The organism is Ruegeria sp. AF3, from assembly GCF_056536285.1.
In genome coordinates, this window is the sequence record NZ_JBQFJM010000001.1 from 3,247,608 (window position 1) to 3,260,845 (window position 13,238).

Genomic DNA, 13,238 nt, shown 5'->3' on the forward strand with positions numbered 1-13,238 from the left:
GGCTATTGTTGTTTTTCAATGGGTTAGCTGTATTCACCCCCGGTTGTGTCAGGCTTTTTGTTTCGATATGGTCGGGGTTCCTTTGTCATGGGGATGGACAAACCAAATGGATATGCGATCACGGGTGAATGCCGCCCTGAAGCAAGCAATGAAAGACAAAGCAGCCGAGCGTCTGTCGACGCTGCGGTTGATCAACGCCGCCATCAAAGACCGCGACATCGCGGCACGTGCGTCCGACAATGAAGAAGCAAAGGGATGCAGCGACGCAGAGGTTCTTGAAATCCTTGGAAAAATGACCAAGCAGCGCAAGGAAAGCGCACGCGTCTACGAAGAGGGCGGTCGCCTGGATCTGGCCGAACGCGAGATTCGCGAAGTCGAGGTGATCGAGGAATTTCTGCCCAAACAGCTGGATGACGATGAGGTCAGCAAGGCCATTCAAACCGCCATTACGGCAACCGGCGCGGGTTCGATCCGCGATATGGGCAAGGTGATGGGCGAGTTGAAGACGCGCTATACCGGCCGGATGGATTTCGGCAAGGTCGGCCCGATGGTCAAGGATCACCTTTGCGCAGCCTCAAACGGCGATTGCTGAGGCACTGGGCCCTGTGAATTGCTACTGCGCGATCGGCTCGCGCAGTCTTAGGACCAGCTCGTCATAAAGCGTGATCCGCTCATCTTCGGACAGAAACGCCCCGATTTCGACCTCGCGCCCGTCTCCGACAAGGGTGACATAATGCGGAACCGGGCCGCCTTTCTCGTGCATCGCCGGTCGCGCCCAATAGCGGTTGCAAGACCATTCGTGCTGCTCTTTGCCGGGGGTGTGGTGCACCAGCCGCGCATGTGTGCCCGACAGGGTCAGAACCTCGAAAACACTGCGGGCGCGGTAGTTGGTCTTGATGGCCAGCCAAAGCCCCAGCACAGTGATCAGCAGAAACGGCAGCAACCCCCACAGGATCACGGAACCAAGCGTGGCCAGCAACGGGATCAGGCCAAACAGGAATACCGACAATATCATGATCATCGCCCCTCGCGGAGGCAGCGAGTTATGCGGCCAAAGCCGCAGTTCCTGTTCGGTTTCCGAGGTCTGATTCCACGTGTAGGGCATACCGCGAACATAGCGCAGCGCGGCCTCATGTCGACGGGTTTTGATCAGACGACGTGGCCGACCCGAGACCAGGATAGGGCGTCATCCAGACGATCGTCACCCCAGAACACCTCTTGCCGGACAACAAAGCTGGGGGCACCGAAAACACCCAGTTTGACGGCGGTTTCCGTCTCGGCCTCAAGGACCGCGACGATGTCGTCGCCTTGTGCGCGCGCCAGGGTCAGTCGGGGGTCCTGCTGACACCGTAAAAGCGCCTCGGACAGTGCACTTTCGCTACCGGCTTCCACCCCTTCTTCGAACCAGATGCGATAAAGCGTCTGGGTGAACGTCACGCCCCAGCCATCCTTCATCCCAAGCACCGCAACCTGATTGGCCAGCGGCAGATTGGAAATCGGATAGGGCGCGGGCAGGTTGGCGTGGATGTGGTACTTGGCACAGCGGCGTTCGATGTCGCGCCACATATAAGCCGATTTCACAGGCTTTCCAGCAAAAGGAATATTCTGCTGGGCCGACATCACCGTACGCACATTGAACGGGCGCCAGTTCACTGTGGCGTCATGCTCGGCGCACCATTCGTCCAGACGCATCACGGTCAGGAAGCTGTACGTGCTGCCAATGGAATACCAAAAGTCGATCTCGGGCATTGCCGACCCTCCGACTGTTCCGTCCGCACATCATAGCTGATTTCGGGGCACTTGGCGAACGCGGGGTGAGGGCAAAGAAAAACCCCGCCACCTGGGCGGGGTTTCCTTTGATCAGATCGGGATCAGTGCGCGTGGCCCTTGTCCCAGTCTTCTTGCTTGGGCAGCTGCTCGAACGTGTGCTCGGGCGGCGGCGTGGGCAGGGTCCATTCCAGCGTATCCGCATACTCGTTCCAGTAGTTGGGCCGGGTTTCGCGTGCGCCACGCAGCAGGGCGTAGATCACGATGCCGAAGAACAGCAGGAACGAAGCGAACGAGATGAACGCACCAATCGACGAAACATAGTTCCACTGCGCGAACGCCTCGGGATAGTCGATGTAGCGGCGCGGCATGCCCTGACGACCCAGGAAGTGCTGCGGGAAGAAGGTCAGGTTGGCGCCGATGAAGAACATCCAGAAGTGAACCTTGCCCCAGAACTCGGAATACTGGCGACCGGTCATTTTCGCGAAGTAGAAATACATCCCCGCAAAGATCGCAAAGACGGCACCCAAGCTCATCACATAGTGGAAATGCGCAACCACATAGTAGGTGTCGTGATAGGCACGGTCCACGCCTGCCTGCGACAGAACCACACCGGTCACACCGCCAACGGTGAACAGGAACAGGAAGCCGAAGGCAAACAGCATCGGTGTCTTGAACTCGATGGAACCGCCCCACATGGTCGCGATCCACGAGAAGACCTTAACGCCCGTCGGAACCGCGATGACCATCGTGGCCAGCATGAAATAGGCCTGCTGACGCAGCGACATGCCGACGGTGTACATGTGGTGCGCCCACACGACAAAGCCCAGAACACCGATCGCGATAATCGCCCAGACCATCGGCAGATAGCCAAAGATCGGCTTGCGCGAGAAGGTCGCGATGACATGGCTGATGATGCCGAAACCGGGCAGGATCACGATATACACTTCCGGGTGGCCAAAGAACCACAGGATGTGCTGATACAGGATCGGATCGCCGCCACCGGCCGGATCAAAGAAGGTAAAGCCAAAGTTGCGGTCCATCAGCAACATGGTGATTGCGCCCGCCAGAACCGGCAGCGACAGCAGAATCAGCCACGAGGTGACGAAGATCGACCAGCTGAACAGCGGCACCTTGAACAGGGTCATGCCGGGGGCACGCATGTTCAGGAAGGTGGTGATCATGTTGATCGCGCCGAGGATCGAGGAGGCGCCCGATACGTGCACGGCAAAGATCGCAAGGTCCATGGACATGCCGCCCTCGGTCGTGGACAGCGGCGGGTACAGAACCCAGCCCACGCCCGAACCCATCTGATCGTTCCCACCCGGGCTCAGCAGCGAGGCGACGCCCAGCGAGGTACCGGCAACATAAAGCCAGAAGGACAGGTTGTTCATCCGCGGGAACGCCATATCCGGCGCGCCGATCTGCAACGGCATGAAATAGTTGCCAAATCCGCCGAACAGGGCAGGGATGACAACAAAGAACATCATCAGAACACCGTGATAGGTGATCATCACGTTCCACAGATGCCCGTTGGGCGTACACGGGTCGGCCATGAAGCCTTCAAGGCACATGTACTGAACACCGGGGTGCATCAGTTCAAGCCGCATGTAAACGGTCATCAGAACCGAGATCAGACCGGCCAGAGCCGAAACGATCAGGTACAGAATCCCGATGTCCTTGTGGTTGGTCGACATGAACCAGCGCTGGAAAAAGCTGCGCTGGTCTTCATGGTCGTGACCATGAATGGCTGCGTCTGCCATTATAGGTGCCTCCTGTTGCAACTACACCGCGCAGCCGGACCTCTCCAACGCGCGGGATTCCTGCTGGTTTTAGAATGCGTAGGGGCGACCTTCAATGGCCGAGTTTGATCTGGATCAAGATAAATGGCCGCACCCCCCTTGAAAACGGGTGTTCGAGAAGCCGGGATCTGAGCGTTCGGGGGGGCTGGTGATACAGCGGGCCTGGCGCCTGTGTTCAGGTCGCCCGCAATGGGTCCGGCTCTCAAAGCTGACCCGGCAGGCGTGAACCCTTGCCGCCGGCCCAATCCGCAGGATCAAGGACAGGGAAGGGGGGTGTTGAGGCCAATTTACCGAATGCTGCATAACGATTAAATGTCCGCTATATGTTCGGAGGTGCAACGAGTGCGCCAACTTGGGCTCGAAGGCAACTCTGGAAATGCAGTGTACGGGAGAATCGGAACAGCGTTATGGCTCAGCAAAATAGACGCATCGTACCTCAACCCAAGAAACTCGTATGTACCCCCCAGAACTACCGAACAACTGGAGGTCTGGAGTTCTGGTATGAACACGAAAGCAGGCGGATCGCTACGTCAAACCCTGACGTATCGTTGAATTTTGTCAGAACTGGCGGAATGGAAGCGGTAATGTATTTGTTTCTAAAATTGGACGATCTGAGTATTCAGATCGGTCAAAAGGGAGGCAGACCGTTCCCGCCCAGCGTTTATCAGGGGCCCAAGCGAGAAACGACTTGGGTAATAGGCTCTCTTGGTATGCCACTCTATTTTGATACATTGGCAAAAACGCATACGTCACGCCGCGTCCATAACCCATCCCACCGCTTTGAGCCTGTGGCTCTTGACGAACATTTTATCTCAATCGAGCAGCAAGAGGACGCGATAGCTTTTCTGAAAGAAGCTCTCGCAAAATACTGTGGGGAATGGATCGGTGCATGCCGAGGAGAGGAGCAACACGCAAAGGTATACTTGCTCCCAGAGTTGGAAGAACAGTTGGCGGCTGGGCAGTTCTTGAAATGAACTACTCGCCGGCAAATTTGTCATTGGCGCAACTGTAGCGAAAGCTCAATTTGTCCGCACAGTGCACCTTCGACTTGAGCTTGATGAAGTATTCAAAAACTTAACCAGTTTACGTCCGATTAAGAGTTGCGAAATCGGTACTCTGCTGCGTAGGCAGAAATCACCTGTTGGGAACGTGCCGCCTCTGTCTCTGATGATGTGATCTCATGCCAAATCCAAGTGTACAAAACGTACAACCCCCACTGAAAACCCGGTACAATTTGCACATTTCAGGGCTCAATCCCCCGGCTTGACCCGGCGGGGCGGGTGGACCACAACTCGGTCAAAAGCCCCTCAAGGAACGGATGGCAACCATGGATTATGATCCCGACAACATCTTCGCCAAAATTCTGCGCGGCGAGATACCTTCGTCAAAAGTTTACGAAGACGCCGACACACTGGCCTTCATGGACATCATGCCGCGCGCTGATGGGCATTTGCTGGTGATCCCCAAAACGCCCTGCCGCAATGTGCTGGATGCCACGCCCGACCAACTGGCGGCGGTCATGAACACCGTTCAAAAGATGGCTCGTGCAGTGATGAAAGCCTTCGACGCGGACGGTATAACCATTCAGCAATTCAACGAAACCGCAGGCGGGCAGGAGGTTTTCCACCTGCATTTTCACGTCCTGCCGCGTCATGTCGGGGTGTCGATGCGCCCACCTGGTAAAATGGGTGATTTCGACCTGATTGCCAAACATGCGGAGAAGATAAAAACCGCTTTGTAATCAAGACCTTTTGGTCTGTTTGTGAGGTGCCAATCCGGACAAATGCCAGCATCCGCCCGTGCATGTCGCCGCGACCGGAGACAAGAAAACCCGAAACCCCTCCTTGGGACAGGCCATGAGACTCCACAGCTGGACAACGCAGAAATCGCCTGCCCCCGACCATTGCGGCTTGAGCACGGGTTTCAGCGTGAAGGGGGGAAATGAATTGCCGTTCCGATTTGGGGTCGGAACGGCAGACTCGTAACCAAACACTTCTCGGATTTCGAGGGCGAGCCCTTGATCACCGGTTTAACATACCACTCACTCTTGATTGGCAGTTTCATATTACTCGTTAACAACACCGGTGTATCCTAGAGAATTAAAACTTGCCTAAAGAATAACGTAAAACTGAATGGTTCTTGGTAAATTGCGACGTGTTTCGGAAACAGAGCCTTCCGCACATGCATATTGTTGTATCCAAGCACAGCGGAAGCTGATTCTCTGCCAAGGCAGAATCAGAAATCAGAGGCACCAAACACGCCCTCGAAGGTTTTCTTCAAGGCCGCATCAAGATCATTCATGGTGACCGGAAGCCCCAGATCCACCAATGAAGTCACGCCATATTCGCTGATCCCGCAGGGAACAATGCCCGAGAAATGCTCCAGATCCGGTTCGACATTGATCGAAATACCGTGAAAGCTGACCCATTTGCGTAAACGCAGGCCAATTGCCGCGATCTTGTCCTCTGCCGGTTTGCCGGTCACCGTCAGCGGTTTGTCGTCGCGCCGCACCCAGACACCAACGCGCCCGTCGCGTATTTCGCCATGCACGTTGAATTCGGCAAGTGCCGATATCACCCAGTTTTCCAACTGTTTCACGAATTGGCGCACGTCGCGCCCGCGCTTGTTCAGATCCAGCATGACATAGGCCACACGCTGACCGGGGCCGTGATAGGTGTACTCGCCGCCCCGTTTGCTTGCATAAACCGGAAAGCGGTCAGGATCGGTCAGGTCTTCTATCTTAGCTGACGTGCCTGCCGTATAAAGCGGCGGGTGTTCCAGTAACCAGATGCACTCCTCCGCGTCGCCGCGTGCAATCCCGGCGACGCGTGCCTCCATAAAGGCGGTCGCTTCGTCATAACTGGTCAGACCATCGGTGATTTTCCATTCCATGGCGGCCTCATATCCGTCCATAGCGGGCAGGGGAAGAGGGGTCAGGCCGCTTCGGCCAAACACCGTTGCAGCACTCGGGAATAGGTATCGACCCCTTGCGCGCCGGTCAGCAGGTATTTTCCGCCAAACACCATGGACGGCACACCTGAGATACCCCTGCTGGTCCAGAATTGCTGTTTCTCTCGAACCAAGGCGATGCGTTCGCCGGTCTCAAGCACCTGACGTGCGGCATCAGGGTTCAGCCCGGCAGACGTGACGGCCTGCAGCAGAGCCTCAACGTCGGACACATCCTGTTGCCGTGTGAAATATGCGTCGAAAAGCGCAAGCTTCAATTGGTGTTGCTGGCCCTGACTTTCGGCCCAATCCAGCAACTGATGCGCCTTGAATGTATTCACGATCCGACTGTCTTCGTGAAAGTTGAAGGTGAACCCCAGTTCTGCGCCGATCGCCGTTAGCCTGTCACGTGCCTGCTGGCTCTGTTCGGGGGTCGAGCCATATTTCTCAGTGATGTGTTCCCGCAGGTTCTGCCCTTCAGGTGGCATGTTCGGGTTCAATTCGAACGGGTGCCAGCGAATTTGGGCCTGGATGCCCTGCTGTTTCAATGCCACATCAAGCTGGCGAAACCCGACTATACACCATGGGCACACAACGTCCGACACGATATCGATCTGTATGATGGGGCGGGTGTCGGTCGAGGTCATCTGAGGCTCCTGCTAGATCGAAACTGCGTTGCTCATCGGCTTAGATAAGACTGCTGCGAAGGTTTTTAAACCAGTGTGTTTTTGCCTCTTCACATCGCGTGCGCCAACGTCTATACGCCGCTCTACCAAGTCACTGGCAGTGCGGTCGTGGCGGAATTGGTAGACGCGCAGCGTTGAGGTCGCTGTGGGGTAACTCCCGTGGAAGTTCGAGTCTTCTCGACCGCACCAAATCTTCTCGTATCTTGAGATATTCAAATTGGCTTACGCGAAGCAGGCTTTGCCGTTCTGGTCTGTTCTCTTGCATTGCATATCCGTGGCCCGTAACTAAGCCAGGTGTCGGGAAGCGCGCCATGCCTCTGCAATGATGCGTTTTTTCCCTTCGTCCTGAATTTGCGGGCCGTAGTTGCGGGTAGGTGCGATGAGACTTGTCATATCAACGATGAAAGACGAGGGGCCGTTCATCCTTGAATGGATCGCGTATTACCTTTCGATCGGGTTTACGCATTTCATCGTTAACTCGAATGACTGCTCCGACGGCACTGACGCGATTTTGAAAAGATGCGAGGAACTGGGTTTTCTGGCGCATATCGATAACCCCGGTCCCTGGAAGCATGGGCCGCAGGCGTCGGCCTATGCGAACGCTATGGAACATCCCTGGTACGCTGAAGCCGAGTGGATTCTGGTTTGTGATGTCGACGAATTTCTCGATATCCGTGTTGGGGACGGTACGCTGGACGATCTGTTTCGCACCTTTCCACATGCAGATGGCTTTGCCGCGATATGGCAGATGTTCGGACACAATGGGATTGTCGAGTTTGAAGACAAGTTTGTGATCGAACAATTCACATCTGCAGCAGAGTTGGGGGTGGTGACGCCGCAGAATGTGCGTGCCTTCAAATCGCTTGTCAGAAACAACGGGTCTTATCGGGCAATCAACACACACCGTCCGCGTGGCCCAATCGCCGGTAAGGCCGAAAGCTTTGCATGGATTGATGGTGACGGAGATCCCTTGCCACCTGCAATGCGGCGAAATGGTTGGTCCCATTCCACTACTGGCGCGGCCTTTGGGCAGCAGTTTTTCAGGATGAACCACTATGCCGTCCGATCCATCGAGAGTTATCTGATGAAGCGGCTGCGGGGGGATGTAAACACAACCGCGTTTCATCCCAAGATGGAGGCAACGGGACAAGCCTATTGGCACATGCATTGCTTCAACAAAGTTGAAGAATTATCGATCCTTTCCAAATTGGACCGCCTTGGGAAATCGTATGATGAACTACGTGCGGATCGTGTTCTGGGAGACTTGCACGAAAAAGCTGTTGCTTATCACAAGCGCCGTATCTCGGAGATACGTGAAACAGAGGCCGCACAGGGATTCATAACTCGGTACAAGAATTTTGCCGGGGGGCGATATATAAAGGCGCTGGATCTGGGCGTGATGGAAGAAGGCGATCTTTCCTTTGATGCGGAGACCTACAAAGACCCCGAAGTTTCTTTCGCGCAAGTTGCGAAATGGACGCGTTTGGGCAAGATGTCCAAATCTGAAAACTCAAGACCCAATAACTACCCCTGGTTTACCCGGCTGGATTCCCTGGGAACGGCCATGGAGTACGAAGAAGCGGCGGCGCAGCATGCATTAATCACTGATGCAAAACAGGTGGATTTGCCGTTCGATCCGAAGGACTCATCTTTCCTGCCGCCAGTGTCTCCGGAGGTTGAAAGAACGAAAGAGCAGCGACAGCGGTTCTTGAGGTCAATCAGTGGCAAGAAGAACTGGGTTTTGATCGGGCATGTCGAAACCGAAATCGTAGAAGAAATACTTGCATTGGATGCAGTTGCGCAATTGACGATCATTGGGCCGTGGGGGCTGTCCTGGGACAGCTTTACTTGTGAGGATGCGACGCAAGATCCTAAACTTCAGGCCCTGGATCGCACCTTCTATGCATTGCTGGAGTACTTCCGAGAACCGATCGTCGCTGGGCGTCTGAGGGTCTACCGGGCGCTGCCGCCTTTGATGCTGAAGCTGTTTGAAGACCAAAGCGTTGGTGTCGTGATCATACGCGGGGTTCGGGCCGAGCGTGTCATGTTGCAGCTGTTGAACCGGATCGACAGGGTTCTGGCTCCGGGCGGGAGCATCGCCTTTACATCCTACAGGCGGGGCAAAGGGTCTTATTCCGGCATGTCTTCGGCGATTAACCGTTTTCTCGCGAGCAAAGCGAGTGACTATCGGGTTACAAGCCTCGAGCCTCCGTGGCTTGGTATCGACAAGTTGCCACCACTTTCCAAAAACGACACTTAGCTTCTGGTTCTTGAAGCAACGACATGTTAGCCATTGCCCAATAAACAAAACGGGTTTCGCGAGAAATCAATACCCGTCTGCAAGTGAGGTCGAGATGTCAAACGAACCCAGAGTGATCGGTGCTGTTCCCGGCAGCCAGAATAAACCGAACGCAGACAAGGCAACCAAACGCAAGAATACAAAAGACGCGATCCGACGTACGTTCCTGACGCGCCTTCCCAAGGGTGGGGTGGCTGTTGAGATCGGTGTCTGGCAGGGCGAGTTTTCTCCGACAATCCTGAAGTTGCTTGAACCCAGTCAGTTGTTTCTGATCGACCCCTGGAAACATATTGGCGAGGAATCGCATACAACGGCGTTTGTCGGCAGGACCGAAGACGAAAAGATGGAAGCCATCTTCCAGAAGGTCGTCACGTCCTTCGAAAAAGAGATCGAGGAGGGCAAGGTTGGCATTATTCGCGATTTCTCGGTGCCAGCATTAAAGCTTTTTGACGATGAGAGCATTTCATTTGCCTATGTCGATGGGGATCATTCTTACGAAGGTGTTACTGCGGACCTAGAGGCGTTGTTTCCCAAGATCAAATCGGGTGGGATCATGGCGTTTGATGATTACCACCGCCGGGGGTGGTGGGGCGACGGAGTGATCCGGGCCGTCAACGAGTTTCTGGGCAAACACCCCCGTGAATTGCGTATCCGGGCAATTGCTGGTGCGCAGATCGCTATTGAAAAAATCACCCCGCAAGATGACAGCAAGAAACAGGGCGACTAAGCGTCTGGGGTGAATGGCAGTGATGAACAAGCCTGAAAAAATCCTCATCTCTGCGATGAAAAATGAGGGCCCGTACATTCTGGAATGGGTGGCTCATCATAAAGTTGTGGGTTTCGACAGGATCATTGTTTACACCAACGATTGCACGGACGGTACGAACAGAATTTTGCGCCGTCTTGAGGCCCTGGGTCATGTTGAGTTTCACAGGAACCGCGTTGGAACGGGCGGGATTCACAGATCAGCTCTGAGGCAGGCCCGCCGTTTGCCCGTCGTGAAAGAAGCCAAATGGGTCTATGTCTGCGATGCGGATGAGTTTCTGAATATTCATGTCGGAAACCATAAGGTGGACGACCTGATCGAGGCCACACCGGGCGTGGATGTCATTTCCATTCCATGGAAGATATTCTCGAACAGCGGTCGCCATGTGTTGCGCGACGCGCCAGTGACGCAGCAGTTTTTCGATGGTGAGTTGAAGTATGAGCAGGGCGGGGCGGGGCGCCGGTTCGTCAAATCGCTTTTCCGGCAGGGTGAAGTCTATCTCCGCTATGGTATGCACAACCCGCATCCCAAGTCCGAGTTTCAGGCAGGTGTATTCCGGTCTGTTCCCGGGGGGCACGCGAAAGAACCCGCACCCTTTGGGAACCATGTTGCACCGCCTTTTGGATTTGAGATTGCACAGATCAATCATTACGCGGTCCGCTCCACACAAGCCTATTTGGCCAAGCGCAGCCGTGGGCGGGCCAACCACTCCTCGCAGACGCTGGGAACGGAATACTGGGACCGCTGGAACAGGGGTGGCGCGACGGATGAGACAATCCTCAGGTATAAGGAGGACGTTGACGCGGTGATGGCAGAATTTCAGTCCGACGAACGGCTTGCACGGCTGCACCGAAAAGCATTCCTGTGGCACAAGGCGTTGATCGAGGACCTTCTCAAACAGCCAGAATACAACGCGCTTTACCAGACGCTTGTTAATAAGCCGGCTGTAGAATTTGTTGCAAAAGACCGCGGATTGCACGCGCGTCTTTCGTCAGACAAGCAACCGTCTTCCAGCGTAAAACAGCCTGAATCCTGACAAACTCGCCCTCGGAGAAACTGCATATGGCCGCGGAAAATACTCTTCCCACAATCGGAATGCTCTGGTTGGAAGGTCCTCTCAGTTTTCTGGAACAGATGTGCCTTTTGTCTTTTGTCGCGAACGGACACAGGGTCGTGCTGTTCCACTATGACGAAGTCGAGAATGTACCCGAAGGTATCGAACTGGTTTCGGCGAACGAAATTCACGAACCGCAGCGGTTCATTATGAACAACCAGTTCAAAACACCGGTTCCGCAATCTGATATTTTCAGGCTGCAACTGATGCAAAAAACTGATTTTCTCTGGTGCGATACGGATGTGATTTCTTTGAAGCCGATCCCGAAGGCGGATCATATTTTCGGTTTCTTCAATCGCAATACGATCTGCAATGCGATCATGCGGTTGCCGTCCGACAGCCCCGCGCTGAAAGCGTATACGGAATACAGTCTTGATCCATTCCCAATCCGTCCTTGGGTAGAAGGTGAAGAACGCGAGAATCTGGAACGCCAGAAAAAGGCCGGTGAGTTGCCTCATGCCTCGGATCAGGCTCACAGTGTTTACGGACCCGGTGTCATGACGTGGTTTCTGCGACATCATGGCGAGATCGAACACGCTAGCCCACCCCCGGTGTTTTATCCTTTGCCGTTTCGGCAAACGGGGCAGGCGAACGACATTCCAGCGCGGGAGTTTCGAAAAAAGTACCTTACGGATCAGACGCAGGCCGTCCATCTTTGGGGCCGTCGGATGCGTTGGTGGCTTGCCAAGGGTGTAAAACGTCATTCATTTCTGGATCGAAGGCTGCGCGGTTTGGGGATCAGTCCTGCCAATGCACCTTTGCCGCGCAGAGGGCGGGGCGCGCCGCAGAACATCGAGTTTCCCGACTCGCTTCCGGACTTGCGGATCAGCAAAGAGGAAATCAGTGAAGCCACTAACGGCGTGATGTCCGTAGCTCAGGTCGCAAATTCTGAGCAGTTCTTCAAATTGGCCCAGGTTGAATTGGATAAGATAAAAGACAAAGGGCTTTATGGGGTGAATGACAAACCCCAATCGGGTCATCAGCGAGGTTGGGATCACTATGCCAATGACGCATTGCGGTTGAATGCCATGTCTATGTCATTGTCGAGATTTGCCAACAACCAGCGCTATTTACCCGATTTGAGCAACCCCAAGACCGTGACTGAGAAGATGCTGGTCATGAAGCTGTTTGCCGAGATGCCTGAAGTGTCGGCGGCGGATAAGTTGACAGCGGAAAGTTATATCCCAGAACCAGCCAGGAACCTTGTTACACCGGTGAAACGCTATTGGGTTTCATCGTCGCCTGAGTTGCCGGAAGACCTCGATCTCGAGCCGGGCAGCTATTGGCTCAAATGCAATAACGGGCAGGGGCAAAACCACAGGGTCACCTGGCCCATGAACACGGAAGACCGCAACCTGGCCCAGGAAAAGATTGCCAACTGGAGCAATAAACCCATTCCCCACGGGTTTTGGGCGGCAGAATGGTGGTATTCCACGATCGACACGCGCTATTTCCTCGAAGAGGATCTGGCGGCTGAAGGTCAGGACATCATCGATTGGAAATTCTGGGTTGTCGCCGGAAAGGTCCAGATTGTTCAGGTCGACCGGGACCGCTCTCGGGGACATGTGCAGATGATCCACGACCGGGATTTCAACTTCATCCCGAAAGAGCTGTATTTCCAGACAAGCGATGACACCGAGCCCAAGCCAAAGGTGTTTGACGATATGGTCGCAATCGCCGAAGCCGTCGGGCAACGTGTCGAATTTGCGCGGGTGGACCTCTATGTAATTGGCGACAAGATTTATCTGGGCGAAATCACGCTCTGCCCGTTTGGCGGAAAACGCAAGATGCGTACGCCCGAACTGGATGTGCAGATGGGTGAGGCCTGGGTTGGCACCCGTCTGTTCCCGAACTGATC

At 54.8% G+C, this 13,238-nt stretch carries 12 protein-coding genes and 1 tRNA gene; 8 read left to right on the forward strand and 5 right to left on the reverse strand.

Annotated features, from left to right (window positions below):
• Positions 1-106: 106 nt before the first annotated feature.
• Entirely contained in the window at positions 107-592 is a 486-nt protein-coding gene (locus ACR3FC_RS16260) for a GatB/YqeY domain-containing protein (protein ID WP_480476570.1), read from the forward strand.
• 21 nt (positions 593-613) lie between these two features.
• On the opposite strand, the gene ACR3FC_RS16265 is transcribed toward ACR3FC_RS16260, so the two are convergent.
• The 3 genes from ACR3FC_RS16265 to ctaD form a co-directional block, all read right to left on the reverse strand.
• On the reverse strand, positions 614-1,105 hold the full coding sequence (locus ACR3FC_RS16265) for a DUF2244 domain-containing protein (RefSeq protein ID WP_480476572.1): 492 nt from the start codon (positions 1,103-1,105) through the stop codon (positions 614-616).
• Positions 1,106-1,149: 44 nt separating this feature from the next.
• Entirely contained in the window at positions 1,150-1,749 is a 600-nt protein-coding gene (locus ACR3FC_RS16270) for a DsbA family protein (RefSeq protein WP_480476574.1), read from the reverse strand.
• 122 nt (positions 1,750-1,871) lie between these two features.
• A complete protein-coding gene (ctaD, locus tag ACR3FC_RS16275; protein ID WP_267366169.1) occupies positions 1,872-3,530 on the reverse strand; it encodes a cytochrome c oxidase subunit I in 1,659 nt (552 codons plus the stop codon).
• Positions 3,531-4,141: 611 nt separating this feature from the next.
• On the opposite strand from ctaD, the gene ACR3FC_RS16280 reads away from it, so the two are divergent.
• Both ACR3FC_RS16280 and ACR3FC_RS16285 read left to right on the forward strand, forming a co-directional pair.
• Positions 4,142-4,543 carry a hypothetical protein gene (locus tag ACR3FC_RS16280; protein WP_480476576.1) on the forward strand — a complete coding sequence of 134 codons (402 nt, stop codon included), beginning with the start codon at positions 4,142-4,144 and terminating at the stop codon, positions 4,541-4,543.
• 344 nt (positions 4,544-4,887) lie between these two features.
• Positions 4,888-5,310 (forward strand): HIT family protein, encoded by a 423-nt coding sequence (locus tag ACR3FC_RS16285; protein ID WP_480476578.1) that lies wholly within the window; start codon positions 4,888-4,890, stop codon positions 5,308-5,310.
• Positions 5,311-5,804: 494 nt separating this feature from the next.
• Here ACR3FC_RS16285 and lipB read toward each other — a convergent pair whose 3' ends face one another.
• The gene (gene lipB / locus ACR3FC_RS16290; protein WP_480476580.1) at positions 5,805-6,461 is read right to left on the reverse strand and encodes a lipoyl(octanoyl) transferase LipB; all 657 of its coding nucleotides are present in this window, start codon (positions 6,459-6,461) and stop codon (positions 5,805-5,807) included.
• A 41-nt stretch (positions 6,462-6,502) separates the two neighbouring features.
• Positions 6,503-7,162, reverse strand: a complete 660-nt coding sequence (locus ACR3FC_RS16295) for a DsbA family oxidoreductase (protein WP_480476582.1) — start codon at positions 7,160-7,162, stop codon at positions 6,503-6,505.
• Between the two features lie 141 nt (positions 7,163-7,303).
• On the opposite strand from ACR3FC_RS16295, the gene ACR3FC_RS16300 reads away from it, so the two are divergent.
• From ACR3FC_RS16300 to ACR3FC_RS16320, 5 genes are all read left to right on the forward strand, one after another.
• A tRNA-Leu gene (locus ACR3FC_RS16300) sits at positions 7,304-7,390 on the forward strand.
• Positions 7,391-7,580: 190 nt separating this feature from the next.
• Complete coding sequence (locus ACR3FC_RS16305) at positions 7,581-9,461, forward strand: glycosyltransferase family 2 protein (protein ID WP_480476584.1); 1,881 nt, start codon at positions 7,581-7,583, stop codon at positions 9,459-9,461.
• Positions 9,462-9,555: 94 nt separating this feature from the next.
• Positions 9,556-10,227: a class I SAM-dependent methyltransferase gene (locus tag ACR3FC_RS16310; protein ID WP_480476586.1), complete on the forward strand. Its 672-nt coding sequence runs from the start codon at positions 9,556-9,558 to the stop codon at positions 10,225-10,227.
• A 55-nt stretch (positions 10,228-10,282) separates the two neighbouring features.
• Positions 10,283-11,302 (forward strand): glycosyltransferase family 2 protein, encoded by a 1,020-nt coding sequence (locus ACR3FC_RS16315; protein WP_480476588.1) that lies wholly within the window; start codon positions 10,283-10,285, stop codon positions 11,300-11,302.
• Positions 11,303-11,328: 26 nt separating this feature from the next.
• Positions 11,329-13,236, forward strand: coding sequence for an ATP-grasp fold amidoligase family protein (locus ACR3FC_RS16320; protein ID WP_480476590.1), 1,908 nt, complete (start codon positions 11,329-11,331; stop codon positions 13,234-13,236).
• Positions 13,237-13,238 lie beyond the last annotated feature (2 nt).

What these genes read in the sequence shown, in the direction of transcription:
- ACR3FC_RS16285 (WP_480476578.1), top strand. Translation starts at nt 4,888, where the DNA reads ATGGCAACCATGGATTATGATCCCGACAACATCTTCGCCAAAATTCTG.
- ACR3FC_RS16270 (WP_480476574.1), bottom strand. Translation starts at nt 1,749, where the DNA reads ATGCCCGAGATCGACTTTTGGTATTCCATTGGCAGCACGTACAGCTTC.
- ACR3FC_RS16280 (WP_480476576.1), top strand. Translation starts at nt 4,142, where the DNA reads ATGGAAGCGGTAATGTATTTGTTTCTAAAATTGGACGATCTGAGTATT.
- ACR3FC_RS16265 (WP_480476572.1), bottom strand. Translation starts at nt 1,105, where the DNA reads ATGCCCTACACGTGGAATCAGACCTCGGAAACCGAACAGGAACTGCGG.
- ctaD (WP_267366169.1), bottom strand. Translation starts at nt 3,530, where the DNA reads ATGGCAGACGCAGCCATTCATGGTCACGACCATGAAGACCAGCGCAGC.
- ACR3FC_RS16320 (WP_480476590.1), top strand. Translation starts at nt 11,329, where the DNA reads ATGGCCGCGGAAAATACTCTTCCCACAATCGGAATGCTCTGGTTGGAA.
- ACR3FC_RS16295 (WP_480476582.1), bottom strand. Translation starts at nt 7,162, where the DNA reads ATGACCTCGACCGACACCCGCCCCATCATACAGATCGATATCGTGTCG.
- lipB (WP_480476580.1), bottom strand. Translation starts at nt 6,461, where the DNA reads ATGGAATGGAAAATCACCGATGGTCTGACCAGTTATGACGAAGCGACC.
- ACR3FC_RS16315 (WP_480476588.1), top strand. Translation starts at nt 10,283, where the DNA reads ATGAAAAATGAGGGCCCGTACATTCTGGAATGGGTGGCTCATCATAAA.
- ACR3FC_RS16305 (WP_480476584.1), top strand. Translation starts at nt 7,581, where the DNA reads ATGAGACTTGTCATATCAACGATGAAAGACGAGGGGCCGTTCATCCTT.
- ACR3FC_RS16310 (WP_480476586.1), top strand. Translation starts at nt 9,556, where the DNA reads ATGTCAAACGAACCCAGAGTGATCGGTGCTGTTCCCGGCAGCCAGAAT.
- ACR3FC_RS16260 (WP_480476570.1), top strand. Translation starts at nt 107, where the DNA reads ATGGATATGCGATCACGGGTGAATGCCGCCCTGAAGCAAGCAATGAAA.